This window comes from Planctomyces sp. SH-PL62 (assembly GCF_001610895.1).
Taxonomy (GTDB): domain Bacteria; phylum Planctomycetota; class Planctomycetia; order Isosphaerales; family Isosphaeraceae; genus Paludisphaera.
The window spans coordinates 4,347,797-4,371,152 of the sequence record NZ_CP011273.1; the positions used below are offsets into that span (position 1 = coordinate 4,347,797).

The window sequence follows — 23,356 nt, forward strand, 5'->3', positions numbered from 1 at the left end:
TAACAGGGAGACTCTAGCTATGGTGGTGGAAGATGGCGTAGAGCAGCCCCGTCATGATCAGGACGATCGCCCAGGTCTTGACCTGCGCCCGCACGGTCGGGGGCAGCACGGGGGGCTCTTCCCCGTTGCGTCGTCGATGAATGACCGCGGGGCAGACGTGCACCCGCGACCTCACCGCGAGATCGGTCCGGCCGCAGTCCAGGCAGTGATACTGGATCAGGAACGGGCAGACGCTCGCCGCGAAGAGAGTCGCCAGGAACAGGCCGAGGTTCCTCACCTCGAGCGAGTAGCGGAACAGGACCCAGACCCCCAGCAGCGCCACCGCGGCGAGAAGCGGATTGGCGACGAGCCGTTGATAATCCGCCGCGTCCTCGGGCCGGGCCGAGGTCGGATAGGTCGCCGTGTCCATGTCGGGATCAAACGCGGTCATGTTGCACCTTCGGCGTCATTCCGCCGGCGCGGGCGTGCGGGCCACGGCCGTTTCTGGTTCCCGGTCGGGCCGTCAGCCGACGCCCGGCCCGCCCAAAACCGCTTGACACTCGCCTGAAATCGGCCGGATAATTCGTTCCCGATTCCCAAGGCTCGTCGTTCGTACCCGCCCTCGGGCTCGCCCGTCCGAACCCACGCGGCCCGGCCGCCCCTCTTCGACTGGAAACATCATCGTGAACAAAGACATTCCCGTCGCGCCGTCACGTCTTGAGGAACTCCTCGCGGAACGCATCCTCGTCCTCGACGGCGCCATGGGCTCGGTGATCTACTCCTACCAACCGACCGAGGAAGACTACCGCGGAAGCCGGTTCGCCAAGCATCCCATCCCGCTGAAGAATTGCACCGAGATCCTGGTTCTGTCGCAACCCAAGATGATTGAGGACATCCATCGGGCGTATCTGGAGGCCGGTGCTGATATTATTGAGACCGACACCTTTAACAACAACCCCCTCTCCCTCGAGGAATTCGGCCTCGAGGAGCACGTCCGGGAGTTGAACGTCCGCGCGGTGGAGATCGCCCGGAAGGCGGCCGACGATTACACCAGGCGGAATCCGGGCAAGCCCCGGTTCGTCGCCGGCAGCATCGGGCCCACCAAGAAGCAGCTCTCGATGGGCATCCACGTCGAGGACCCGGGCCGTCGCGACGTGACGTTCGACGAGATGGTCGCGAACTACAAGGTCCAGATCGCCGCGCTGGTCGAGGCCGGCGTCGACCTCTTGCTCCCCGAGACCTCGTTCGACACGCTCGTCATGAAGTCCTGCCTGTTCGCCATCGACTCCTACTTCGAGGAGATCGGCCGACGCCTGCCGGTGATGATCTCGGGGACGATCTTCGACAATCATCGGACCCTCTCGGCCCAGCCGGTCGACGCCTTCTACTATTCGGTCTCGCACTACCCCGCGCTTAGCGTGGGGCTGAATTGCGCGGTGGGCGTCGACCAGATGAGGGCGTCGATCGAGGCCCTCTCGGCGATCTGCAAGACGCGCGTGAGCTGCTACCCCAACGCCGGGATGCCCGACGGCTTCGGCGGTTTCAACGGGGACAAGGATCGCACGGCGAAGGTTCTGGGCGAGTTCGCCCGCAACGGCTGGCTGAACCTCGTCGGCGGCTGCTGCGGGACGACCCCGGAGTGGATCGCGGCGATCGCGAGCCAGGTCGAGGGGGTCGCCCCGCGCCGGACGCCGGACGTTCCGGGCTATTCGACCTACAGCGGCATGGAGCCGCTGGTCGTCCGCCCCGAGACCAACTTCATCATGGTCGGCGAGCGGACCAACATCACCGGCTCCAAGAAGTTCGCCCGACTGATCCGGAGCAACGACTACGAGGCGGCCCTGGTCGTCGCCCGCGATCAGGTCGAGGCCGGCGCGAACATCGTCGACGTCAACATGGACGAGGGCCTGATCGACGGCGAGAAGGCGATGACCCGCTTCCTCAACCTGATCTCGGCCGACCCTGCCATCGCCAAGGTCCCGATCATGATCGACAGCTCCAAGTGGAGCGTCATCGAGGCGGGGCTCAAGTGCGTCCAGGGTAAGTCGATCGTCAACTCGATCAGCCTGAAGGAGGGGGAGGAGAAGTTCCTCGAACAGGCGAAGCTCGTCCACCGCTACGGTGCCGCCGTGGTGGTCATGGCCTTCGACGAGACCGGACAGGCGGTGGAGCGAGACGCCAAGGTCGCGATCTGCCGGCGAGCCTACAAGCTCCTGACCGAGCAGGCCGGGTTCGCCCCCGAGGACATCATCTTCGACGTCAACATCCTGACGGTCGGCACCGGCATCGAGGAGCACAACAACTACGCCGTCGAGTTCATCGAGGCCGTCCGCGAGCTGAAGCGGCTGTTCCCGAAGTCGAAGACCTCCGGCGGGGTGAGCAACGTCTCGTTCTCGTACCGGGGCAACGACTTCGTCCGCGAGGCGATGAACGCCGCGTTCCTGTACCACGCCATCAAGGCCGGGCTCGACATGGGCATCGTCAACGCCGGCCAGCTCGAGGTCTATGAGGAGATCCCCAAGGATCTGCTGGAGCGGGTCGAGGACGTCCTCCTGAATCGCCGCCCCGACGCGGCCGACCGGCTCACGGAGTTCGCCGAGACCGTCAAGGCCGGCGGCAAGAAAGACAAGGGGAAGGACCTCGCCTGGCGCGAACAGCCGGTCGCCGAGCGTCTCCAGCACGCGCTGATCACCGGCACGGTCGACTTCGTCGACGAGGACGTGGACGACGCGCTGAAGGTGTATCCCAGGCCGCTCTCGATCATCGAAGGGCCGCTGATGGACGGCATGAACGTCGTCGGCGATCTCTTCGGGGCCGGCAAGATGTTCCTGCCGCAGGTCGTGAAGAGCGCCCGGGTGATGAAGAAGGCGGTCGCGCGCCTGACGCCGCTGATGGAGGCGGAGAAGGCCCGCGCCCTGGCAGCGGGCGAGGTCGCCGCCTCCCACAAGTCGCGGGGCAAGATCCTGATGGCGACGGTCAAGGGGGACGTCCACGACATCGGCAAGAACATCGTCGGCGTCGTCCTGGCCTGCAACGACTACGAGGTCATCGACCTCGGCGTCATGATCCCCTGCGAGGACATCCTCAAGAAGGCGCGAGAGCACGAGGTCGACGTCATCGGCCTTTCCGGCCTCATCACCCCGTCGCTGGACGAGATGGTCCATGTCGCGCGGGAGATGGAGCGCGAGGGGTTTGTGAAGCCGTTGCTGATCGGCGGCGCCACCACCAGCGTCAAGCACACGGCCGTCAAGATCGCCCCCCAGTACAGCGGCATGGTCATGCACGTCAAGGACGCTTCTCGAAGCGTCGGCGTGGTCGACCGCCTCAACCGGGACGACTCCCGCGCGGAGATGGACCAGCAGAACCGCGCGATGCAGGAGCGCGAACGGAAGGCCTTCGCGGGCCGTCGCGAGCGCAACCTCATCCCCCTGGCCGACGCCCGCGCCCGTCGATCCCGGATCGACTGGGACGCCTCGCCGGTCGCCACCCCGTCTTTCACCGGAGCCCGCCGGCTGGTCGACTACCCGTTGGAGAAGATCATCCCGTTCATCGACTGGTCGCCGTTCTTCTCGACCTGGGAGCTGAAGGGGAAGTACCCGGCGATCCTCGACGACCCGACCGTGGGCGAGGTCGCCCGCGAGTTGCATGTGAAGGCCCTCGCCCTGCTCGACCAGATCGTCACCGACGGTTCGCTGAAGGCGAGCGGGGTTTACGGCTTCTTCCCGGCGAACTCGGTGGGCGACGACGTGGTGGTCTTCGCCGACGAGTCGCGGACCAGGGAGCTGACCCGGTTCCACTTCCTGCGCCAGCAATGGGAGCGTCAGGGGCAGGCCGAATTCCGCTGCCTCGCCGACTTCGTCGCCCCCCTGGAATCGGGCAAGGCCGACTACCTCGGGGCCTTCGCGGTCACGGCGGGGATCGGCTCGGAAGCCCTGGTGATGAAGTTCAAGAACGACCTGGACGACTACAACGCGATCATGGCCGAGGCCATGGCCGACCGTCTCGCCGAGGCGTTCGCCGAGGCCCTGCACCAGCAGGCGCGTCGCGATTGGGGATACGGCGGGGATGAGCAGCTCTCCCACGAAGACCTGATCGCGGAGAAGTACCGGGGCATCCGGCCCGCCGCCGGCTACCCCGCCTGCCCGGACCACACCGAGAAGGCCACGCTCTGGAAGCTGCTGGACGCGGAGCAGGCCACGGGGATCCGCCTCACCGAGTCCTACGCGATGCACCCCGGCGCGTCCGTCAGCGGCCTCTACTTCGCCCACCCCCAGGCTCGCTACTTCGCCGTCGACTTCCTCCAGCGCGACCAGGTCGAGGAGTACGCCCAGCGCAAGGGAGAGCCCCTTTCGGTCATCGAGCGCTGGCTGGCGCCGAATCTCTCCTACGACCCCAGCTGACGCAGCGAGGGGGGGCGGGCGGCCGTCCCCCCTCGTCACCTCGCCCCGATTCGTCGGAATTCTGGGTGCAATTCCGCATCCGTCTCCTAGAATTCAGGGGACTCGCGGGTCCGAGGGATCCTCCCGAACTCGTATTCTCCAGGGATCTGCCACCGATGTCGCTCACTCGTCTTCGGCTCGCCGGGCTATCGGCCGCATCTTTCACGGTGTGCGCGGCGTTCTCCAGCCTCGCCGTTTCTCAGGACGCCGTCCCCGACGCCCCGCCCGCCGCCGCGTCGCCGGGGCCGCAGGCGCCCTATCCGTCCCACATTCGGCCGCAGGCGCACTATCCCCAGCAGCGCCGGAGCGTGGTCCAGCATTATTCGTACCCGTATCCGTCCTACTACCACGGGGACGCCTCTGGAGGCTTTCGAAACCCCGGCGGTCGCGGACGCTACGCCGAGTACTTCCCCGCGGGCGACGACTTCCACGACCAGACCGCGCAGGACCCCGTCCGCCGGGCGAAGTTCGACCAGGGGGGTGGGGCCCCGGATCGCGCCGAGCAGATCGCCGCCTATAACGCGGGGACCCAGCGGTACAACGCGATCCAGCGCAGCATCGACAGCTACGCCCGGCCCTACTGGGGCGGCGGTTTCGGCGTCGGCGGCTTCGGCGGCTTCTGGTGAGAGCCGGTGGAGGGGCGGCGCCATCCGACGGCGCCGCCCCTGGATCGCTCGGGGCTCGGGCTCACTCCTCCTCGACGCCCGTCCGGGACTTCTGATAGCGATCAACGATCTGTTGCTGGACGTTGGGCGGGACCGGCTCGTAGCCGCGCATCTCCATCGTGAACGAGCCCTGGCCCGACGTCATGCTCTTGAGCGTGGAAGCATAGGAGAGCATCTCCGCCAGCGGCACCACGGCCTGGATCGATTGCAGGCCGCCCGCCTGGGCCTCCATCCCGAGGATGTGCCCGCGACGGGTCGACATGTCCGCGGAGAGGTCGCCGAAGAAGGTCGAGGGCGAGGTGACCTCGACCGCGACGATGGGCTCCAGGAGTACGGGGTAGGCCTTCTCGAACGCCTTGCGGAAAGCATAGGCGGCGGCCGTCTTGAACGCCTGCTCCGAGCTGTCGACCGGGTGGTCCTTGCCGAAGTAGACCTCCACCTCCACGTCGACGACCTGATTGCCCGAGATCACGCCCTTGTCGAGCCGCTCCCGGACGCCCTTCTCGACGGCCGGGATGTACTGGTTGGGGATCACGCCCCCCTTGACCGCGTCGGTGAAGACGAAGCCCTGGCCGCGTTCGACGGGGCGCACCCGCAGGTGGACCTCGGCGAACTGGCCTCGCCCGCCGGTCTGCTTCTTGTGGCGATGGTCGGCCTCGGCCGGGGCGGAGATGGTCTCCAGGTAGGGGACGTGCGGAATGTGCGTCGACATCTCCAGCTTGTAGCGATTCTTGAGCCGCTGCTGGATGACGTCGAGGTGCAGGTCGCTCATCCCCGAGATGACCAGTTCGTGGGTCTGGGCGTCGCGACGGACCGTGAAAGTCGGGTCCTCGTCGGCGATCTTGGTCAGGCCGGCCGAAATCTTGGCCTCGTCCTCGCGGGCCTTGGGCACCACCGCGCGAGGGACCATGGGGGCGGGGAAGTGGATCGGGGACGCCTGGAGCCTGGCGACGGAGGTGTTGCCGCCGATGTTGCTCACGGTGTCCGACACGTGAAGGTCCTCGAACTTGGCGATCGCCACGAGATCGCCGGCGATGGCCTCGGGGACCTCTTCCTGCGCCTTGCCCTGGACGACGTAGACGTGCCCGGCCTTGGCGGTCTTGCCGCTCCGCAGGTTCACCAGCGTCGTGTCGGGCGTGATCTTCCCCGCGAGGATGCGGAGGAAGCTGAGCTTGCCCATGAACTGGTCGTTGGACGTCTTGAAGACCTGGGCCACGAGCGTCCCGTCCTCGACGGGGAGGATCTCCTCCTCGGTCGCGTCGGCCTCGTCGCCCCGGGTCCCGAAGCGGTGGACGTCCTCGGGGCTCAGGCCGCAGGTCGTCAGCAGGTCGAGCAGCTCCTTGAGGCCGAGATCCTTCTTGGTGCAGACGCAGAGGACCGGGACGAGCTTGCCCGCCGCGATCGCGTCGTGCGCCGCCTTGCGCAGCTCCTCGACGCCGATCTCCTCCCCTTCCAGGTAGCGGTTCATGAGAGCCTCGTCGCTCTCGACGATCTGCTCCACCACCATCTGGTAGGCTTCCGTGGGGGGGACCGGGCACTCGGCCGGGTCCTCGTCGTGCGACTGGAGGACGTCGACGAGGCCGGCGAACGACGGCCCCTGGCCGATCGGCACGTTGAACGGGACGCAGGCGGGGCCGAACGTCTCGCGGATCGCCTCCAGGTCGGAGCGGTAGTCGACGTTGTCGGCGTCCATCTTGGTGACGGCGATGAACCGGCCGAGCCCCATCTTCCGGGCCTCATGGAACAACCGACGGGTGTTGACCTCGATCCCGGCCGGGCCCGAGACGGCCAGGACCACGTTCTCGGCGGCGGCCAGGGCGCTCAGGGCGTTGCCGATGAAGTCGGGATAGCCGGGAGAGTCCAGCAGGTGGACCTGCTTGTCGTTCCAGACCAGGTGGCCGAGGTTGCAGTCGATCGTGAAATGCCGACGCTTCTCCTCCTCGTCGTAGTCCAGCGTGCTGGTCCCCTCGTCGACCGATCCCTTGCGCGTGATGGCGCCCGCGGTGAAGAGAAGGGCGTCGGCGAGACTCGTCTTGCCGGACGCCCCATGTCCAGCCAGGGCGATGTTGCGGATGTCGGCGACGTGATAGGCCGTGGTCATGGCGGGAGTCCTGGAGTGAGGGTTCGTGGGAACGCACGAAGGTCCGCGCAAGCAACGGGCGTGGAACGATCCGACCGCCGCCGGGGCGACGGGAATCGACGGGACCGATCGGTCTTCTATGCGACGCCTTGGATCGAGGCGCGAACAGGGAGCCTTCGCTCAGGAGCGGGACGAAGCCCGCTCCGCGCGTTCCACGGCGTCAGCCAGGGAGAACTTGCCCTCGTACAGAGCCCGCCCGACGATGCAGCCGACGACCGGGAGGGTCGCCAGACGCTCGACGTCGGCCAGTGCTCCGACACCACCGGAAGCGATCACCGGGGTCTTGACGTGGCGGCAGATCGCCGCCGTCGCGTCGAGATTGGGGCCTTCCAGGGTGCCGTCCCGCGCGATGTCGGTGTAGACGATCGCCGCCAGCGGCAGGTCGTCGAACTGCTCGGCCATCACGGCCGCGGCGATGTTCGACGTCTCCAGCCAGCCGTCCGTCGCGACCATCCCGTCACGCGCGTCGAGACCCAGGACCAGCCGGCCCGGATACTTCTCGGCCATCGACCGGAACCAGGACGGGTCGCGGAGCGCCTGCGTGCCGACGATCACCCGTTCGAGACCGGCGTCGAGCCAGGTCGCGATGGTGTGCTCATCCCGCACGCCTCCCCCCAGTTGACAGGGGACCTTCACGGAACCCAGCACCGCCTTGACGGCTTCCACGTTGACCGGCTTGCCGGACTTCGCGCCGTCGAGGTCGACGAGGTGGATCCGCGTCGCACCCTCCGCAACCCATCGACCGGCCATCGCCGCGGGATCGTCCCCGAAAACGGTTTCGCGGTCGTAATCCCCCTGCTGGAGGCGGACGCAAAGGCCGCCCCGCAGGTCGATGGCCGGAATCACTTGCATGGATCTTCACCAAATCAAAAAACCGTCTGAATCTACAACCTCAACTCTAGCCGTCTCCCGGTGGCGTCGCAAGGACCGAGCGATCCCTCCCGAGACGGGAAAATCGGTCATGCCGCGCGGCGGTGAGGTCGCCCGCCGCGACGGGTCAGGAGCCGATCCCGACTCGACGCGCCGGGAGGGACTGGCGGATGATCCGGGGATGGCGAATCGGCGTGCGAACCGGCCTTGGCGCGACGGCCGGTCGGCGTCGGAACGGGGGAGTCCGGCGGATAGCCGGCCGATCCGCCACGGTCGCCGGCATCGTCTCGACGGGCGTCCGCGGCGCTTCCGCTTCCTGGGGCGCGTCGCCAGTCGTCCTCTTGCCGATCATCGCCGGGATGAGGGCCCGCGCGTCGGGGACGCCGAGCCCGGCGGCGGCCCCGGAGGCCCCCGGAGTCGTCACGTGGCGGAAGCCCGTGTCGGCGAGTGCGTAGAGCATCGGCAGCGTCTGGGACGGCCCGTCGAGGCTCCCCTGGCCGTTCAGGGCCCTCCCCTGCGCGACGATCGCCAGGATCGCCCCCCAGGCCGGAGCCCCCAGGCTCGTCCCGGCGAGGACCCGCCAGGAGCCCTGGGATTCACCAGGAGGCGTGTGGAAGACGCGCACGCCCGTCGAGGGGTCGCCCAGGAAGGCGACGTCGGGAGTGCTCCGTCGAGGTGAAGGCGTGAACGACCGCTGATAGCCCGGCTGAGAGGAGAACCGGCCAGGACCGGAGCCGCTCCGGGCCCAGACCGTCTCCGACTGCACCGTTCCCGTCGCGTCGAGGATCAGGGACGTCCCGCCGACGCCCAGCACGTTGGGCGAACTGGCGGGGTACATCGCCCCCCCCTCGGCCCCGTGGTCGCCGCTGGCCGAGATGAAGGTGATCCCGGCATGGCCCGGGGGGGTCGTGAACTGGTCGTCGTAGGCGTGCTGGCCGGCCGTCTCGGTGAAGCCGAAGCTCATCGAGACGGCGACGACGCCGGGCGCCGTCCGCGCAACGTCGACCGCAGCCAGGACGTCGTCGGCCGAATCGGACGCGGCCTCGACCATGAGGATCGACGCCCCGGGGGCGAGGGCGTGCGCCCACTGGACGTCCATCGCCGACTCCGACGCCCAGGTCGCGTTGGTGGCGTCGCCGCCGAGATTCACGACCGTCACCTGGGCGTCGGGCAGGCCGAACGCTTCGTTGAAGACCTTCAAGTCGGAGAGCAGGTTGGGATTGTGATAGGCCCCGACGATGGCGATCGTCTGCCCGGTCCCGTCCCCCCGAACCGTCTCACCCGTCGGCGAGGTCAGGGTGATGGACGACAGCCCATAGACGGCCCCGATCTCCGCCGGGGTGAAGCCCGACGGCAGGCTGCGGGGATCGAGGCTCTCGATCGCCGGGCGCAGCCGCCGCCGACGCACGTGGTTCCCCATGAGTCCGTCCCTCCGACGAATTCGCAGTCCTTGCCGGGTCGTTCCATCGACCTCGTCCGCGCGTGGCGCGGTCCATCAAGGAGAGCTTATCCGGCGGAATCGCGGACGCGGGGGAATCCGAAGACCGTCGCGGGACGGACTTGACGAACGTGGGGATCGGTCGGGTTCTCCGCCCGATCGCTCGGTCGGCGGGGTCTTGCACGCTCAGGCTTCTGCGAAGTTGGCGTACATCGCCAGGCCGACGTGCTGGCTCTTTTCGGGGTGGAACTGGCAGGCGGTGAGGTTGTCGCGGTTGACGACGGCCGGGAACGGGTCCGGGTAGTCGGAGACCGCGGCAACGTCGCGCGGGTCCTCGGCGACGGCGTGGTAGGAGTGGACGAAGTAGACCGAAGGCTCGGGACCGACCCCTTCCAGGAGCGGGATCGGCCTGCGGATTTCGAGGGTGTTCCAGCCCATGTGGGGGATCTTGAGGCCCGGACGCGGGGCGAACCGGACGACGCGCCCGGGGATCAGGTCCAGCCCGGCGTATTCGCCGTCTTCCTCACTCGTGGTGAACAGGAGCTGGAGGCCCAGGCAGACGCCCAGGCAGGGCTTTCCGGCGCGGACGGCCTCGGTGAACGCCTGGTCCATGCCCGTCCGGCGCAGTTCGCTCATCGCGTCGGCGAAGGCCCCGACGCCGGGCAGGACGACGTGCGACGCCTGGCGGATCCGCTCCGGGTCGGTCGCGATCTCGGCGGCGCTGCCGACCGCTTCGAACGCCTTCTGCACGCTCCTCAGATTGCCCATCCCATAGTCGATGATGACGATCATGCCGCGCCTCGGTTTACGGATCGGTCCTTGCTGGACAACGATCGTACCAGCCCGCCGTGATGGACGACAGCGGAGCTCGGCTGGTTCGGTGCGGGGCGGGTCGATTCCGGGTCAGCGCTTCGGGGTTTCGGGCTGGTCGTCGCCGCGGGCGATCGGGACCCAGCGCAGGTCCTCCGCATTCATGCCGAGGGAGTCGGGATCGGCGTTGCGGGTCGAGGCCGGTCGGGAGCGGCCGGAACCGGCGGCGGGGCGTCCTCGCGAGCCGTCGTCGATGCGGATGGGGGGGATCTCGTCCAGCTCGCTGGCCTTGGAGATCTGCGCTGCGGGCGACTTGCGACGGGGGGGCGTGGTGCGGCCCGCCGGAAGCGTGCGGGGGCGCGAGAGCGGCGCGTCGAGGTCCGAGTCGGCCCCGGCGTCGTACCCGCGATCCCGCAGGAGGTTCCGCGCGTTGTCGAGCTTGGTGACCAGGGTGTCGCTGTGCAGCCGCTCCTGGACCAGGCGGTCCTCGAACGCCCGGCTCTCCTCCTTGAGCCTGGCGACCTGCGTCTTGAGCTGGTCGTTCTCGAACTCAAGATGGCTGAGGCTCGATTTGAGCTGGCCGGTGGAAGGGCCGCCGGTGATGTAGGTGCCCCGCCCTGAGCAGCCGGTCAAAAGGACGGCCGCGAGGAGGACCAGGACGCGAGCCGACCCCGGCGCGCGGCGGTTGCGCCGGGCGGGATCGCCCGTCGTCTCGAACCAGGGGTGAATCGCAAGGTTTCCGCGAGCCACGACGGCCTTCCGAATGGGGGACGAGATTGGAGATAGTCTAATCTTCGGCCATTTCACCATCCGGAATTGGGAAACCCGTCGTCGGTTTTCGAGGCGTAGTCCGGCGGGGGCCGATCGTCGTCAATTTCGCGCCTCTCGGCGGGATCCGCAGGGCCGTGATGGCCGCGCATCTTCCGCAAGGCGAAGAAAACGGTCATGCCCAGGAAGGTCAGGAGTGACCCGCAGAGTGCACTCAGGAGGATGACCACCCCCAGGCTGCTCTCGTAGGCGCCAAGGCCGAACGGGAAGGAGACGGTCACCTCCGCGTGGTTGACCCAGATGAACCAGAGCATCAGGCCTAGCAGGACGGCCGTCCCGATCAGCCAACGATAGACCCAGAAATTGCGGATGATCGACGGCCGCCGCCGCTTGTACTGGTATGCCATCATCAAAGCCTCCCGATTCACAGCCTCGCACCCGCCGTGCCGGATTCTAGCTGGAATCGCTTTCCCCGTCCCCCCGGAATTCCCGAGGCGGGACGTCCCGGGATCTTCGCCTCCTACCGAAGCGGGCCGACGTTGACGCCGAGCATCCACCAGAAGATCGCGTGGAGCATGTCGAACAGCCCCTCCGCCCAGTTCGGCCAGAGCCAGGGCCAGGAGAACAGGAGGAAGACGGCGGCCATGCTCAGGTAGGGCCCCGCCGGTATTTCGCGATCCGCGCTCGAGGATTCGAGGCCGGCCAGCCGTTTCCCGAGATATTTCGTCAACTTCCAGAGGGCGTGGGCCAGGCCGAAGAACGGGAAGAGGAAGAAGGTCAGCACGGCCGCCTGCCAGCCCAGGAACGCGCCGATCATCGCCATCAGCGTGACGTCGCCGAACCCCATCGCCTCCCGGCGCAGCAAGAAGGAGAAGCTCGACCGGACCCCGGCGGTCAGGCCCGAGCCGACGAGCAGGCCGACCACCCCCACTCCCAGCCCTCCCAGGAAGGTCGAGGCGGTCGAGGGGTCGGGTCGGACCCAGGGCATGGCCGCCCCCAGGCCCAGGCCGAGCACCATCCCGGTGACCGTTACCTCGTCCGGGATGATGAGCAGGTCGTAATCGATGAAGGTCGCCGCGACCAGCAGGGCGACGAGGAGCGCGTGATAGCCGAGCGTCGCCAGCGAGGAGACGGGGATCTGGCCGAAGGCGTCGCGGGGGGCGAGGAGGACGTCCACGCCGAAGAGGCCCAGAAACAGCAAGCCGACCAGGGCCTCGATCAGCGGGTAGCGCGCCGAGATCGGCAGGCCGCACATCCGGCACTCGCCCCGGAGGGCCAGCCAGCCGATGATCGGAATGTTGTCGGAGGCCGAGATCGCGCCGAAGCAGCGGGGGCAGTGCGAGGCCGGCCAGATCACGCTCTTCTGCCAGGGGATGCGGTAGATGCAGACGTTCAGGAAGCTGCCGACGACCGTGCCCACGCAGAAGACGCCGAACCCCAAAAACGCCAGGAGCGGCCAGCTCACGAACACGAGCGCGGCTCCCCCGAGTCCTGCGACCCCTCGGCGCGGGACCAGTGCTCCAGGATGAGGTCCGCAACCTCCTTCGGTCCCCGGCTCACGGTGTCGACCACGAGATGGGCGACTTCCTCGTAGAACGGGGTCCGAAAATCCAGCACCTCGGCGATCTCGGCCACAGCCCCCTTGGAGGTCAGCGAGGGGCGGGTCTCGCGGGTGGCGGTGTCCGCTTCCAGGCGTCGGGCCAGTTCGTCGACGTCGGCCCGGAGCCAGGCGACGAAGCCGTGGCCGCGGATCGCCCGGCGGTTGGCCTCGCGGACGATCGTCCCTCCCCCCGTCCCGAGGATGCCGCCGGGATAGGCGGCGATCAGGTCGCGCACGACCGCTTCCTCGATCACGCGGAAGGCGGGCTCGCCCGATTCCTCGAAGATGGCCCGGATCGTCCGGCCCGCTCGGGCGACGATCTCGTCGTCGACGTCCACGAAGGGACGCCCGGTCCGCTCGGCCAGCAGCCGGCCGACCGTCGACTTCCCCGTGCCTCGATAGCCCACCAGGACCAGACCTCGTCCGTTCGTCTCGCTCATCGGTTGGCGGCTCATTCGTCTTTCAGGGGCCCCAGCTTGCGTTTCAGGGCGGCCCGCATCACGTCGAGCGGCGCGTCCCGGTCGGTGTAGACCTTGAACTGGAGGGCGGCCTGGCGCACGAACATGTCCACGCCCGTCAGGGTCGTGCACCTGCGCTCGCGGGCCAGCTTCAGCATCATCGTGTTTTCGGGGTGGTAGATCGTGTCGAAGACGACCGTGCCGGACCGCTGGAAGGCCGACGGCGGCAGCGGCGTGTCGTCGACGTCCGGGTGCATCCCGACGGGGGTGCAGTTCACGATCACGTCCGCCAGGAGCGTCGCGCGCAGCCCCCAGTTGGCGGATCGGCAGCCGACCTCCTCCGCCAGCTTCGCCGCGCGCTCGTCGTGGCGGTTGGTGATGGTGACGCTCGCCCCCCGACGCGTCAGGCCGAACGCGATCGACCGCGCCACGCCGCCGGCGCCCAGCAGGAGCACCTGCTTGTCCAGGAGGGGGCTGGGAGCGTCCGGGGCGTCGGTCTTCCCCATGGCGTCTTCCAGCGAGTCCATCGCGGCGCGGTAGTCGGTGTTGAAGCCGGTCTTCACGCCGTCGGCGTCGATCGAGACCGTGTTGCACGAGCCCGTCCGCTCGACCGACCCCTCCTTGACCTTGAGCAAGGGGATGACGTCCTCCTTGTGGGGGATGGTGACGCTGCACCCCTTGATCCCCAGCCACTCCAGCTCGCGAAAGAAGGTTTCGAGCTGCCCCTTGGGGACCTGGAACGGCACCAGGACCTTGTTCAGCCCGAGTTGGCGGAACGCGGCGTTGTGGACGGCCGGGCTCAGGCTGTGGCCGATCGGGTCGCCGATCACGCCGTAGACCTCGGTGTCGGCGTCGATCTGGTCGTAGAAATAGTCCTTCTTCAACTCCGACACATAAGGCATGCCCGGCGCGAAGACGCGCTCGCGGTTGAAGCCGGCGTAGGTGAACGGGGCCCCGAACTTGGCGTTCAGGACCCTCGTGAACCGGCCCATCTCCCCCATCGCGATCGTGATCGTCGGCCGCTGGGCGTCCACTCCCAGTTGGAGGATGCGGGAGACGTCGGCCAGGTTGGTGGCCGTCGCCGCGACCTTGACGACGTCCGGGTCGCATTCGTTGCAAGCGGCGACGATCTCGCCCAGGTCTTCGGGGGTCTTCTTGAGGTTGTGATAGCTGACGATCCGCTTCGTCGGTCCGAAGCGGCGGATCTTGGCGGCGACGTCGTTTTCCAGGTCGACGTAATCGACGCCCAGCGCGATGGCTTCGCGGAGGATCTGGAGCCGCTTCTCCTCGTCGCCGCGCCACATGCCGCCGTCGACGCCGCGGCGGACGGTGAAGACCAGGGGCGTGAAGCGATCCTTGAGCAGCCGCTTGAGGTCGGGCTCGCGCCGAAGGCAGTCGACGCGCAGCTCCACCAGCCCGGCGCCCGCCTTCGCCGCCGCCTGCCACTCCTCGATCACCGAGGAATGGCGGCCTCGTCCGATCGTCGCACAGATCATCGCCATCTTCGGATGACTCCCCGCTTCGGGAGGACCGTTTCCGTTACCTATTCGACCCTTACGGCTCGCCCCGCGGCTCGATTCTACGCGAGCCGGGCGGGGCGAGGATAGAGGAAGCCGCCGCCCGTCCGCGAGTCGAATCGGACCGGCCGTCAGATTCGTCCGAACTGCTTCTCCAGCTCGCTCTTGGTGAAGATCAGGGCCGTGGGGCGGCCGTGGGGGCAGTGGTGCGCGTCGGCGGCCAGCTCCCGTCGCGCGAGGAGCGCCTCGATCTCGTCCGCGTTCAGCTTCTGGCCCGCCTTGACGGCCGCCTTGCACGAGACCATGTGGAGCAGCTCAGCGACCAGTCCGTCGCGGGTCGGCGGCAGGGGCTGGGTCGAGAGGTGCTCGGCCAGGTCGCGGACCAGCTGGTCGGGCTGGATCTGCGACAGCATCACGGGGGTGCTCCGGACCAGCACCGTGTCGCCCCCGAAACCCTCGACTTCAAGGCCCAGCTCGGCGAGCAGCCCGGCGTGTTCCAGCAGGATCGCGGCCTCGTCGGCCGCCATGTGGACGGGCTCGGGGACCAGCAAGCCCTGCGACTCCACCCTCCCCTCGGCCACCCGCTTGCGAAGCTCCTCGTACAGGATCCGCTCGTGGAGCGCGTGCTGGTCGATGACCATCATGCCTTCGTTCGTCTCGGCGATCAGGTAGCTGTCATGGACCTGGATCGCCTTGGCATGACCGGTCGACATGGCCTGGGGCTCGACGCGGCGTTCAGCCCGGGGCGGATCGGGGATCGGCGATGGTTCCGAAGGAGATGACAGCCCCGACCCGGCCTCGACGGGCGGCCTTGAGAACTCGTCGAACGAGCCCGCGTCCGCGAAGTCGAAGCGACCGGGGAGCGTCCGGGACCATTCTGGAGGCTGCACCTGGCCGACCGAGTCCGGGATCTGCGGTCGTTCGTCCGGGGGATGGGACGGCTGGAACCAGGACGCCACGGCCTGACGGTCGGCGAACTCGGATTCCAGGCCGTACGGCGACTCGGGGCGGATCGATGGGGCCGGTTGGGCCGACGGCGCTGCGGTCGACCATCCCGACGAAGGGGCGACGGAAGGCGAGGCCGCATGCGGAGCTTCCGACGACGGCCTCGCGGCGGGGACCGCCTGGAGACGGCTGTGGAGGTCGCTGGACAGGAAGGTCTGGCGCAGCGTGGAGAGGAGGTGGCTGTAGATGCGCTGGGGGTCGCGGAACCGGACCTCGATCTTGGTCGGGTGGACGTTGACGTCGACCTCTTCGGCCGGGATCTCCAGGTTGAGGAAGGCCACCGGGTTGCGTCCGACCATGAGCAGGCCGCGATACGCCTCGTTGAGCGCGTGGCTGAGGCTGCGGTCGCGGACGTAGCGACCGCCGAGGAACAGGTACTGGCTCTTGGTGCTCGACCGGCTTTGCGAGGGATGGCCGACGTAGCCCCAGAGGCTGATCTGATCCAGCTTGCCCTCGACCCAGAGCAGCGACTCGGCCAGCTCGCGGCCGAAGAAGGTGGCGACGCGCTCGCGTATCCCGGCGACGGCGGGGAGGTCGTGGACGACCTTCCCTCCTGATCGGAACGTCATCTGGACCTGGGGATGCGCCAGGGCGATCCGCGCGAAGGTCTCGGCGACGTGGCCCGCCTCGGTCGAGTCCGACTTCAGGAAGGTGCGCCGGACGGGGGTGTTGAAGAAGAGGTTGCGGACCTCCATGACGGTCCCGACCGGGCCGCCGCATCCCTTGATCGGCGCGGCGATCCCACCTTCGATCTGAAGCTCGGACCCTTCGTCGGCGTCGGCTCGACGGGTCTGGCAGCGGACCTTGGAAATCTCGGCGATGGCCGCCAGCGCCTCGCCCCGGAAGCCCAGCGTGCGGACCCGGTGCAGGTCGTCGGCGGTCTGGAGCTTGCTCGTGGCGTGGGGCTGGAAGGCCAGCAGCAAATCCTCGGCGGCGATCCCCTGGCCGTCGTCGGCGATCCGGATCAGGTCCTTCCCCCCGCGCTCGACGCTGACCTCGAGCCGCTTGGCCCCGGCGTCGATCGCGTTCTCCATCATCTCCTTCACCACCGACGAGGGCCGCTCCACGACCTCGCCCGCGGCGATCTGGTTCACCACCGACGGCGGCAGAATCTGGATGACGCCCATTCCGACCCTCCCCGGACGCTTGGCTCCGCCCGCTCACTTCATTCTATCTACTGGACTGACGTACAGAAAGTGCCGGACGCGACGAGAACTCCCAATTCTTCCCCACGCCCCGCCGGAGTCGAGCGATCGAACCCAAGGGATTCCCGGAAAATTGGGTTCGTTCGTCGTGGCCGTGAAGGCCGAAATCGGTGTAAACCCTTTGCCATTAACATTTGGCATGGATTGGCGATTGGCTTCGATCGGCCGAAAACGACTTCACGGAGCCTCCTGGTCCCCTGAGGATCCGCGTCAACGGGCTCTATCCTCGAAATTGGCTTCGCTCGCGGGGCGCGACGAACGAAGCCATCGGACGCAAATCCATTTCACTGTTGGTTTTATTGCGGAAAATTCGGGTTCCTTGATTGGCTTCGTTCGGCGGTTTTCGTTGGTCGCGCGGGAGATTCGGTCGCTGGGGCGGGGTTGATCGAGGCCAATCCGGTCGGACGACGCACCGCCTCGTCAGATCCGGTTCGGCGCGCAGCGCCGCCGACTGGACAATACCACCGATCGTTCGGTCTGCGAGAAATCGGTCCGAGGTGGAAGTCGTAGTCAGGGCTGGGAGGGCGGAGGGCCGGCGAGATCCCGATCGAGGAAACCGCCGACCGACTGGGGATCGGTGTAGCCGTATCGCGTGAGGATCCGGACGACCGCGTCGGGATGGTCGGTCAGGATCGCGACGGCCTCCACCAGCCCCTCGGGGCGGGCGCGCAGGAGCTGGTCCAGAAGGTTTTTGCGGGTCGGATTGGGGCGGCCGTCGACTTCGGGGACGAGGAGCGCATGCAGGCGGCTTGCGTCGGCGTCTTCCTGGAGCGGACGACGGTCGGCGATCAGGCGGGCGGCGGCCTTGAGGCGGTCGGGCGAGGTACGGGCCCATTCGACCATCGCCTCGTTCACGCCCAGCCGGTTGTCCTTCTGGAGTCCGTCGCCCCAGAACCGCTGGAGGACGGGGAAGGACGAGCGAATCCAGGCGGGGGCGGCCGGCGGGTCGGGCGGGCTGCGGTCGGGCGCGTCGACCAGGAGGCTGAGGCCCCAGGCCCGCGAGACGGCCGTCGGGTCGGCCACGGTCACGGCCCGAAGGCCGTCGAGCTGCGACGGCGTGGAAGCGTACCAGGGCTGCATCGCGAACAGGAGCCGCGTGAAGGCCGACGCCTTGGAATCCTGCGTGAGCAGGAAGACGTAGGGGAAGCGATCGCCGCTGCGGCGGACCAGCTTGATATCGTGCCTGATGTGGCCGAGCGCCTGCTGATCGTTGAAGACCTGCATCGCCGTGTTCGTCTTGTCGTTGAGATGGTCGACCTCGGCGTCGGGCGGCAGTTTCCGATTCAGGTCTTCCATCACGCGAGGGGTGAAGGCGTCGTACCAGTATGTCAGCTCGAAGCCGCGACGCCAGGCCCCCGAGGGGCCGCCGACCAGGATGTTGTAATACGAAAGCTCATAAGGATGGATGCGTACCAGGGCGAGCAGCGCGGGTGCCAGGACGAGCGTCGCCGTCGCGATCGTCCCCCATCGGACGCGACGCGAGACGGCCGAGCCGATCCAGGCCGTCCCCCATCCCGCGAAGGCCGCCAGGAAGAAGAAGGTGGGCAGGAACAGCCGGACGCCGTCGTGGGCCGGGGTGGGGAGCATCCGAAGGACCGGAAGCGTCGTCATGTGGAGCAGGAAATAGAGCGGCACGCGGTCCGCTCGGATCCGACGAAGCCCCCAGACGACGCCGACCAAAGCCACGGCCAGTATCGTCGGCGGGACGGTGATCGCCGTCAGGACCCAGGCGTTGTGCCAGGGGAGGCTGTACTTGTAGGTCTGCCCGAAATAGAGGATCAGGATGTCCGGCAAGGCCCCCTGGCGGTCATTGCTCAGCGTATAATAATGCGTCATGCGCACGATGGTCTCGCGCCACCACGCGGGGTTGCCGAGCCACCCCACGACCGGAGCGAACGCCAAAATCGCGGTCAGCGTCTCCAGCCCGGGCCGTTCGACGCCCCAGATCGGGCTTTTGGGACGGAGCCGGCCGAGGAGGCGTCGGAGCACCCAGATGATCAAAGGCAAGGCCAGGATCGCGCCCGGCAAGGCGGTCTGGGGGCGGGGACTCGTCTGGAAGAACAAATCCGCCTGCGCGGGGGGCGGCAGCCGGCGCTGGAGCATCTGGATCTCGACGAACGCGATCCCGAGCGGCAGCAGCATCAGGCCCAGCGTGACCACGGAGTCGATCCAGCCGCCTCGGCCGACCTTGCGGGTGAACGCGGAGGGGAGTCGGGCGATCGTCAGCCAGATCAGGAGCGGGAGCAGCACACCCACCGCCGCCATCTTCTCCAAAAAGGCCAGACCGAGCAGCACCCCCACGAGGACCCGCCAGCGCCGCGCCCCAGGCTCGTTCAGCCCCTTCCAGAACGCGAAGGCCGTTGCGACCCAGAGGAAGAGGCCAGGGATGTCGGTGTCGAGCAGGTGGGCCTGGCCGTAGAGCCGGGGCATGAGCAGCAGACAGCCCGCCATCACCAGGCCCACGGCCGCTCCATAGCGACGGCTCAGAAAGTGAAACCCCAGCGTGATCGTCAGGGCGAACTGGAGGATCGACCCCAGCCGTCGGGATGGGATATCCTTCATCCCGCCCCCGAAAGCCGCCCGCGCGGCGAGGCTCACCTGCCCCGCGTACGGGGGATGAAAGTTGATCCCGAATCGAGCGTAAGGCCAGTAATAGAGGAGGGCGTCGGGATCGAGCTGGGCCTGGACGTCGTCCCACGACCGGATCTCGGCCCATTGCTCCCACCACTGGGCCGAGATCACCTGGCTGTAGCGGTACGCCGGCTCGTCCCAGGTCACCCCGAAGTCCCCCGCCGTGGGCACGAGCGCCGCGATCGCCCCGAGGAACACTGCGAGCGCGGCGATCCAGAGACGGTCTCGCCGACGCCGCAAGGCTTCGAGGTCGTCCCCCGCCCCCTGGGATTCGTCCGGATGATTGATGTCGAGACGGCGGTCCTGCATGTTCCTTCCTCGATCGCCCGAATACGGTGAGGGCCCATGATACCAGCCGAGCGTCCGGTTTTCCCCCGCGCCGCCGGTCCCGAACTCCTTTCCCCGAAATCGTGTCCAGGCAGGGCGAACACCCCGTCACGAAACCTTCGCTGAAATCCAGGAGCCGAGCCATGTCGAACCCGCTCGCCGACCGCTTCCGACGATGGTTCCAGTATGAATGCAACGTCCACGCCCGGGTCCTCGCGTCGTTCGAGAGCGTCCCGACGGAACGTCGAGAGTCCGCCGAATTTCGCAAGGCCGTGGACCTGATGAGCCACCTCGTCGGCGCCCGCGAACGGTGGCTGGACCGGATCGAGGCCGCACCGCCCTCCAATCGTCCGCTCTTCCCCCGCGACGTCCGACTCGACGACGTGAGGCGGGATTGTAGCCAGATCGAGCGACGCTGGACTGAGACCCTGGAGAAACTCGACGACGAGGCCCTGGCTCGCGTCGTCACCTACCAGATGGTCGACGGGACCACCTCCAGCAACCAGGTGGAAGACCTCCTCGTCCAGCTGTTCGGGCATTCGTCCTACCATCGCGGCCAGATCGCGCAACTCGTCCGAGCCGCTGGCGGGACTCCCGCCGAGACCGATTTCATCCACTGGGTGCGGGATCCCGGCCCCTGAGTCTCCACGACGACCGAGAGCCGTGGATCTTTCGGACGCCGCGGATTCTCCGTGAAGTCGTCGGGCGTAGGCGACACCCAGGCTTAATGGTCTTTAATTAAGTTGATATACGTGAGAACTTCTCACAAGCGAGAGATTTTTTATATTCCAAGATGTTTCGTTTCGTATTATTCGTGTAGTCGCACTTCTAGTCGTCTCCGGCCCGGCTGAGGGCGGGAGGCGGGACGACGGGGAGCCCTCGGATCGTCTCCACCGAGGGTCGGAAAAATGTGTCCAGGAACGGGCCGGCCTCGTCGCGCTTGACACCGCCGGCCGTGAAGGGACGCCGTCAGGAGGAGTTCCATGGCAGCCTCGCTCCCCGATCCGGACGACCCCGACAGGCCATGCACGACGGGGATCGAAGGAATCGCCGCCCGGGGGGAGGAGCCTGCGCCAAACCTGGAACCGCCGGGCGGGGCGGCGCAGGGAGCATCGTGCGAACCGTCCGGGGACGGGATTTCGACCGAGGCGACGCCGTCGCTCGCCCCACCCGAGCCCGGAGTCGACCGGGACGGTGACGTGGCCTCCCCCGATCCGAGGCCGGCCGTCGAACTCCCACCGACGATCCTCCTCGAGCCCGGGGGGTTCTCCCTCTCCGGCGCGGAATCGCTCGGGTTCGCCACCTTCCTCCAGGAGCCCCGGCCGGGGCTGGGATTGGGCGAGGACGGGGGGCCCACGTTCCAGTACCGGGGGTGCGTCGCCCCCGGGACGGTCATTGACGGCTACGAAGTTCTCGCGATGGTGGGCCGCGGCGGCATGGGCGAGGTTTATCGGGCTCGACATCGCATGACGGCCATGGGCCAGGTCGTCGCCCTCAAGCTCCTCCGCCGCTCGATCTGGGACGCGGAAGCCCGGACTTGCGATGCGATGCGCCAGGTCGCGCGGTTCTACGTCGAGCTAAGGGCCGCGTCCATGATCCACGACGAGCACGTCGTCCCGGTCCTGAACGCGGGCCTGCACGAAGGATTCCCTTATTACGTGATGATGTTCGTCGACGGCGACAGCCTGGCGCAACAGCTGCAATCGGGGCCGATGCCCCCGGTCCAGGCGGTCGGACTGATCGGGCCGATCGTTCGCGCCGTGGAGCATGCACACTCGAAAGGCGTGATCCATCGCGACATCAAGCCGAGCAACATCCTCATCGACGAGGCTGGGAAGCCGTATCTGACCGACTTCGGGCTGGCGAAGCTGTTCGAGCACAAACAGTCGATGGCGCTGACGTCCAAGGACGTCTTGATGGGGACGCCCCAGTACATCCCCCCGGAACAGGTGCGGGACGCCTCGCGGGCCGACGCGCGGAGCGATGTCTACAGCCTGGGCGCGACCCTCTACGAGATGCTCACCGGAATCCCCCCGTTCCAGGGGGCCGACCCGATGGGCGTGGTCATTCGGGTCCTGAACGAGCCCGCGACGCCCCCCCAGCGGCTGAATCCGTTCGTCCCCGACGAACTGGATCGGATCTGCGTCCGATGTCTGGAGAAAGATCCGTCGCGACGCTTCAGGACGGCGGGCGAGCTGGCCGCGGAGTTGGCCCGCTTCCTCCAGGGCGTCCCCATCGAGACCCAGCCGCCGACGTTCCTGGAGACGGCCGTCCAGTGGGTGCGCGCGCGGCCCTTGATCTCGGCCCTGATGCTCGCGATCGTCGCCTCGGTGTTGATCGGCCTGGTCTCGACGACGGTCCAGCTTCGGAGAGCGCGAGACGCCCTGGGGAAGCTCGAATATCAGGCCTATCTGAACCATCTCGCCCTCGCCTCGGCGGCGCTCGACGCCGGGCGGGCCCTCGACGCCCGGGATCAGCTTCTGGAATGTCCGCCGATCTATCGCGACTGGGAATGGCAGTTCCTCGACCGACTGCGACATTATCGGACCCCCCTCCTGGGCGGCTACCCGGGGACGATCTACGGCCTGGCGTTCCGCCCCGGGGGCGTGAGGCTCGTCGCCGGCGGTCGTCACGGCGCGCCCTGGATCTGGGACGCGTCGAAGGGGCGAAAGGTCGGTGTTCTGGCGGGCCTCCCGGCCGGGGCGACCGTGTACGATCTCGCCTGGTCCCGGTCGGCCGACGGCGTCGAGCGGATCGCGGCCAGTTGCAACGACGGGTGCCTGAGGATCTGGACCCGCAAGGGGGACGCCTGGGGGACGCCCCGCGAGTTGCGCGGGCACCGGGGAGGCGTCGACGCCCTGGCCGTCTCTCGCGACGGACTTCGCGTGGCGACCGGGGGCGACGACGGTCGCCTGCTGGTCTGGGACGCGACCGGCGGGTCGGACCGGCCCCTTCTCACGCTCGTGGAGGCGGGCCCGGCGATCCTGGCGCTGGCGTTCGGTCCCGTGGCCGACCGACTGGTCAGCGTCGGCGAGGAACAGCCGCCGCGTTCCTGGTCGCTGAGTTCGGGACGGGCCGTCCCCCTCCCCAAATCGGACCGATTGGAGCAAATCTCGCTCGCGGTCGCGGTCTCGCGCAGCGGACGCTATACGGCGGTCGGCGGCGACGACGGGGTCCTGACCTTGTGGGACGTCCGAGCGCCGGACGCCCCCCGCCGCCTGAAAGGGGGGTTCGACCCGATTTCTTCCGTGGTGTTCAGCCCGGATGAGAAGCGACTCCTCTCCGCGGACTCGGAGGGGACGGTCACGTTCTGGGACGTCGCCTCGTGCGAGAAGGTCTTCTCCCGCCACGGGCACGACGACGCGGTCGACGTGCTGGCGTTCCGGGACGACGGCCTGATCCTGGCGTCGGCCGGCCGGGACGGCGCGGTGAGGATCTGGGACGCCCGCCCCTGGAGCCGGGCCGATTCCCTCGGCGAGGCCAGGTCGCAACCTTGACGAAGGC

16 protein-coding genes are annotated in these 23,356 nt (G+C 68.0%); 4 read left to right on the plus strand and 12 right to left on the minus strand.

From position 1 onward, the window contains the following. Positions 1 to 13: 13 nt before the first annotated feature. Positions 14 to 430, minus strand: coding sequence for a hypothetical protein (locus VT85_RS16850; RefSeq protein WP_068417786.1), 417 nt, complete (start codon positions 428 to 430; stop codon positions 14 to 16). A gap of 232 nt (positions 431 to 662) precedes the next feature. On the opposite strand from VT85_RS16850, the gene metH reads away from it, so the two are divergent. Together metH and VT85_RS16860 are read left to right on the plus strand one after the other, a co-directional pair. After that, positions 663 to 4,379: a methionine synthase gene (metH, locus tag VT85_RS16855; RefSeq protein ID WP_231871399.1), complete on the plus strand. Its 3,717-nt coding sequence runs from the start codon at positions 663 to 665 to the stop codon at positions 4,377 to 4,379. Between the two features lie 155 nt (positions 4,380 to 4,534). Further along, positions 4,535 to 5,044 (plus strand): hypothetical protein, encoded by a 510-nt coding sequence (locus tag VT85_RS16860; protein WP_068417789.1) that lies wholly within the window; start codon positions 4,535 to 4,537, stop codon positions 5,042 to 5,044. Between the two features lie 61 nt (positions 5,045 to 5,105). Here VT85_RS16860 and fusA read toward each other — a convergent pair whose 3' ends face one another. The 11 genes from fusA to VT85_RS16915 all read right to left on the minus strand — a co-directional run bounded on the left by fusA (position 5,106) and on the right by VT85_RS16915 (position 19,834). Next, positions 5,106 to 7,184, minus strand: a complete 2,079-nt coding sequence (gene fusA, locus VT85_RS16865; RefSeq protein ID WP_068417790.1) for an elongation factor G — start codon at positions 7,182 to 7,184, stop codon at positions 5,106 to 5,108. 159 nt (positions 7,185 to 7,343) lie between these two features. Then, positions 7,344 to 8,075 carry a 1-(5-phosphoribosyl)-5-[(5-phosphoribosylamino)methylideneamino]imidazole-4-carboxamide isomerase gene (gene hisA, locus VT85_RS16870; protein ID WP_068417793.1) on the minus strand — a complete coding sequence of 244 codons (732 nt, stop codon included), beginning with the start codon at positions 8,073 to 8,075 and terminating at the stop codon, positions 7,344 to 7,346. A 145-nt stretch (positions 8,076 to 8,220) separates the two neighbouring features. Beyond that, positions 8,221 to 9,513, minus strand: a complete 1,293-nt coding sequence (locus tag VT85_RS16875; protein WP_068417796.1) for a S53 family peptidase — start codon at positions 9,511 to 9,513, stop codon at positions 8,221 to 8,223. 204 nt (positions 9,514 to 9,717) lie between these two features. Further along, positions 9,718 to 10,323 (minus strand): imidazole glycerol phosphate synthase subunit HisH, encoded by a 606-nt coding sequence (gene hisH, locus VT85_RS16880; protein ID WP_068417800.1) that lies wholly within the window; start codon positions 10,321 to 10,323, stop codon positions 9,718 to 9,720. Between the two features lie 111 nt (positions 10,324 to 10,434). Continuing rightward, positions 10,435 to 11,091: a hypothetical protein gene (locus VT85_RS16885; protein ID WP_068417803.1), complete on the minus strand. Its 657-nt coding sequence runs from the start codon at positions 11,089 to 11,091 to the stop codon at positions 10,435 to 10,437. Between the two features lie 53 nt (positions 11,092 to 11,144). After that, positions 11,145 to 11,519 carry a lipopolysaccharide assembly protein LapA domain-containing protein gene (locus tag VT85_RS16890; RefSeq protein WP_197490813.1) on the minus strand — a complete coding sequence of 125 codons (375 nt, stop codon included), beginning with the start codon at positions 11,517 to 11,519 and terminating at the stop codon, positions 11,145 to 11,147. 110 nt (positions 11,520 to 11,629) lie between these two features. Further along, the gene (locus VT85_RS16895) at positions 11,630 to 12,580 is read right to left on the minus strand and encodes a prepilin peptidase (RefSeq protein WP_068417807.1); all 951 of its coding nucleotides are present in this window, start codon (positions 12,578 to 12,580) and stop codon (positions 11,630 to 11,632) included. Then, the gene (locus VT85_RS16900; protein WP_197490814.1) at positions 12,571 to 13,149 is read right to left on the minus strand and encodes a shikimate kinase; all 579 of its coding nucleotides are present in this window, start codon (positions 13,147 to 13,149) and stop codon (positions 12,571 to 12,573) included. Before VT85_RS16900 ends, VT85_RS16895 begins: the two co-directional genes overlap by 10 nt. A gap of 11 nt (positions 13,150 to 13,160) precedes the next feature. Beyond that, entirely contained in the window at positions 13,161 to 14,669 is a 1,509-nt protein-coding gene (gene aroE / locus VT85_RS16905) for a shikimate dehydrogenase (protein WP_197490815.1), read from the minus strand. A gap of 146 nt (positions 14,670 to 14,815) precedes the next feature. Next, the gene (gene mutL, locus VT85_RS16910; protein WP_068417809.1) at positions 14,816 to 16,816 is read right to left on the minus strand and encodes a DNA mismatch repair endonuclease MutL; all 2,001 of its coding nucleotides are present in this window, start codon (positions 16,814 to 16,816) and stop codon (positions 14,816 to 14,818) included. Positions 16,817 to 17,404: 588 nt separating this feature from the next. Then, positions 17,405 to 19,834, minus strand: a complete 2,430-nt coding sequence (locus tag VT85_RS16915) for an ArnT family glycosyltransferase (protein WP_068417812.1) — start codon at positions 19,832 to 19,834, stop codon at positions 17,405 to 17,407. Between the two features lie 161 nt (positions 19,835 to 19,995). On the opposite strand from VT85_RS16915, the gene VT85_RS16920 reads away from it, so the two are divergent. After that, positions 19,996 to 20,493, plus strand: a complete 498-nt coding sequence (locus VT85_RS16920; RefSeq protein ID WP_068417815.1) for a DinB family protein — start codon at positions 19,996 to 19,998, stop codon at positions 20,491 to 20,493. A 558-nt stretch (positions 20,494 to 21,051) separates the two neighbouring features. Then, the gene (locus tag VT85_RS16925) at positions 21,052 to 23,349 is read left to right on the plus strand and encodes a WD40 repeat domain-containing serine/threonine protein kinase (protein WP_068417820.1); all 2,298 of its coding nucleotides are present in this window, start codon (positions 21,052 to 21,054) and stop codon (positions 23,347 to 23,349) included. The last annotated feature ends 7 nt before the right edge of the window (positions 23,350 to 23,356 follow it).

Coding starts and splice junctions, on each gene's coding strand:
- VT85_RS16920 (WP_068417815.1), top strand. CDS start 19,996: ATGTCGAACCCGCTCGCCGACCGCTTCCGACGATGGTTCCAGTATGAA.
- VT85_RS16915 (WP_068417812.1), bottom strand. CDS start 19,834: ATGCAGGACCGCCGTCTCGACATCAATCATCCGGACGAATCCCAGGGG.
- mutL (WP_068417809.1), bottom strand. CDS start 16,816: ATGGGCGTCATCCAGATTCTGCCGCCGTCGGTGGTGAACCAGATCGCC.
- VT85_RS16875 (WP_068417796.1), bottom strand. CDS start 9,513: ATGGGGAACCACGTGCGTCGGCGGCGGCTGCGCCCGGCGATCGAGAGC.
- VT85_RS16900 (WP_197490814.1), bottom strand. CDS start 13,149: ATGAGCGAGACGAACGGACGAGGTCTGGTCCTGGTGGGCTATCGAGGC.
- VT85_RS16850 (WP_068417786.1), bottom strand. CDS start 430: ATGACCGCGTTTGATCCCGACATGGACACGGCGACCTATCCGACCTCG.
- hisA (WP_068417793.1), bottom strand. CDS start 8,075: ATGCAAGTGATTCCGGCCATCGACCTGCGGGGCGGCCTTTGCGTCCGC.
- hisH (WP_068417800.1), bottom strand. CDS start 10,323: ATGATCGTCATCATCGACTATGGGATGGGCAATCTGAGGAGCGTGCAG.
- aroE (WP_197490815.1), bottom strand. CDS start 14,669: ATGGCGATGATCTGTGCGACGATCGGACGAGGCCGCCATTCCTCGGTG.
- VT85_RS16860 (WP_068417789.1), top strand. CDS start 4,535: ATGTCGCTCACTCGTCTTCGGCTCGCCGGGCTATCGGCCGCATCTTTC.
- VT85_RS16890 (WP_197490813.1), bottom strand. CDS start 11,519: ATGATGGCATACCAGTACAAGCGGCGGCGGCCGTCGATCATCCGCAAT.
- fusA (WP_068417790.1), bottom strand. CDS start 7,184: ATGACCACGGCCTATCACGTCGCCGACATCCGCAACATCGCCCTGGCT.